The 2,385-nt window shown below is 76.5% G+C and carries 2 protein-coding genes; both read right to left on the reverse strand.

Features of this window, described 5'->3' with window-relative positions; all coding sequences use genetic code 11:
- On the reverse strand, positions 1-459 hold a 459-nt coding region (locus tag JZ5iCDA_RS16865), incomplete at its 3' end, for a hypothetical protein (protein WP_139123203.1).
- Positions 452-2,272, reverse strand: a complete 1,821-nt coding sequence (locus tag JZ5iCDA_RS16870; RefSeq protein WP_069388171.1) for an ABC transporter ATP-binding protein — start codon at positions 2,270-2,272, stop codon at positions 452-454. The genes JZ5iCDA_RS16870 and JZ5iCDA_RS16865, both read right to left, overlap by 8 nt.
- Positions 2,273-2,385 lie beyond the last annotated feature (113 nt).

Raw genomic sequence — 2,385 nt, forward strand, 5'->3', positions numbered from 1 at the left:
GCGCAGGACGGTGCGGCGCTCGGGGTTGTGCCGCACGAGCCGCGGGGTCCGGTCGAGCGCGCCGCGCAGCTGCGCGGGCAGCGTCGCGGCGAGGTCGGCGCGGCGTGCGTCGTCGGTGAGGACGCGGATCCCCGGGACGTCGCGGTCGGCGCGCCACGTCGTGACGACGAGGCCCGCCTCGCGGTCGACGAGCAGGACGTCGGCGGGCTCGGCCTTGCGGACCGTCTTGTCGAGCTTGGGCAGCGCGTGCGGCGCGTAGACGCGCACGACGACGCCCTCGGGCTCGCGGCTGCGCGCCGCCCACACGGCGGCGACCACGCAGCTCGTCCCGGGCTTGAGCCGCAGGTACGGCCGGATCAGCGTCCCGGGTGTCCCGGTCGCGTCGGCGAGGCGGGCGGCGAGGGCCGTGAGGTCGGGGACCGCGGGCACAGCCGGGGCGGCGGTGAGGGTCTCAGCCACGGGCCACCGCCTCCCGGTCGGCGGCGGGTCCGCCGACGGCGTCCGGCCCCAGCACCTCGGAGGGCCGGCCCTGGGCGACGACGCGCCCGCCCTCGACGCGCGCGACGCGGTCGCAGCCGCGCGCGGCGGCGAGGTCGTGCGTGATGACGATGGTCGTGCGGCCGGCCGTGAGGCGGGCCATCGCCTCGACGACCTCGCGCTCGGTGTCCTCGTCGAGGCCGGTCATCGCCTCGTCGAGCACGACGATCGGCGCCTGGAGGATGGCCGCGCGGGCGATCGCGATGCGCTGGCGCTGGCCGCCGGAGAGCGTGGCGCCGCGCTCCCCCACGACGGTGTCGTACCCGTCGGGCAGCGCCGTGATGAAGTCGTGCGCGCCGGCGAGCCGCGCGGCGCGCTCGACGTCGGCGTCCGTGGCGTCGTCGAGGCCGGTCGCGATGTTCTCGCGGACCGTGCCGCGGAACAGCACGCTCTCCTGCAGCACGACGGCGACGGACGTCCGGACGCTGCGCACGGTGAGCTCGCGCACGTCGTAGCCGTCGATGCGCACCACCCCCGCGTCGGGGTCGCGCAGGCGCGACAGGAGGGACACGAGGCTCGACTTGCCCGCCCCGGACGCCCCGACGACGGCGATCCGCTCGCCGGGCCGGACCGTGAGGTCGAGGCCGCGCAGGACCGGGTGACCGGGCGCGTACGAGAGCCACACGCCCTCGAACCGCACGGAGCCGCGCACCTGGGTGAGGGGGCGCGCCCAGGACGCGTCGACGACGTCGGGCCGCTCCTCGAGCACGTCGACGACGCGCTCGCTCGACGCCGCGGCCTGCGCGATGCGGCCGGTGTACTTCGCGATGTCGCGCATCGGCTTGAACGCCGCCTTGAGGTAGGTGAGGAACACGGTGAGCTCGCCGGGCGTGAGGGCGCCGTCGAGCACGCGGCGCGCGCCCACGTAGAGCACGAGCGCGGTCGCGGCCCCGACGAGGACGTCGGTCGAGCGCTCGAGCCCGGCCGAGAGCCGCTTGGCGCGCACGCCCTCGCGCAGGGACGAGTCGTTGGAGCGTGCGAAGCCCGCGCGCATGCGCTCCTCGAGCGAGTACGCCTGGACAACCTTGACCGCCGAGAGCGTCTCGGTCGCGAGCGCCGCGAGGTGCCCCTCGGCCTTGCGCTGGTCGCGCGAGACGCGGCGGATGCGGCGCGTGAGGCGCGTGCTCGTGAGGAGGAAGACCGGCAGGACGACGAGCATGACGAGCGCGAGCTGCAGGTCGAGCACCGCGACGACGACGACCATCCCGGCGAGCGTCACGACGTTGCCGATCATGGGCAGCATCGCCGTGACGGACACCTCCTTGAGCCGCCCGACGTCGCTCGTCACGCGGGTCACGAGGTCGCCCGTCGGGGTGCGGTCGTGGAACGCGAGCGACAGGCGCTGTAGGTGGTCGTACAGGTCGGCGCGCACGCCCGTGAGGACGCGGTTGCCCGCGAGCGCGAAGCACACCGTGCTCGCGTACGCGGCGAGCGCGCGCAGCGCGGCGATCGCGAGGAGCGACAGCGCGGCGAGGAGGATGACGGCGCCCAGGTCGGCGGGCGCCGGCCCGGCGACGGTCGAGCCGGTCGCCGCGACGATGCCGTCGACGACGAACTTCAGCGGCCACGGCTCGAGGAGCCGCATCGCGACCTCGCCGAACAGCGCGAGCGTGCCGAGCACGAGCAGGCGACGCTGCGGCCCGACGTGCTCGCGCAGGTGCGGCCACGAGCGCCGGAACGAGCGGCCGGTGCCGCGCAGCGACGTGCGCCCCGCGCGCGGGGACCTCTCAGCCACGGGACACCTCCACGGCCGGGCGCCCGGTGGGCGGGGTGGCGGGGAGCGCGCGCCCGGCGAGGCCGAGCGCGCGGCCGACGACGACCGTCCAGTCGTGCCGCGCGACGGCGGCC

Source organism: Cellulosimicrobium cellulans, from assembly GCF_001722485.1.
Taxonomy (GTDB): Bacteria; Actinomycetota; Actinomycetes; order Actinomycetales; family Cellulomonadaceae; genus Cellulosimicrobium; species Cellulosimicrobium cellulans_A.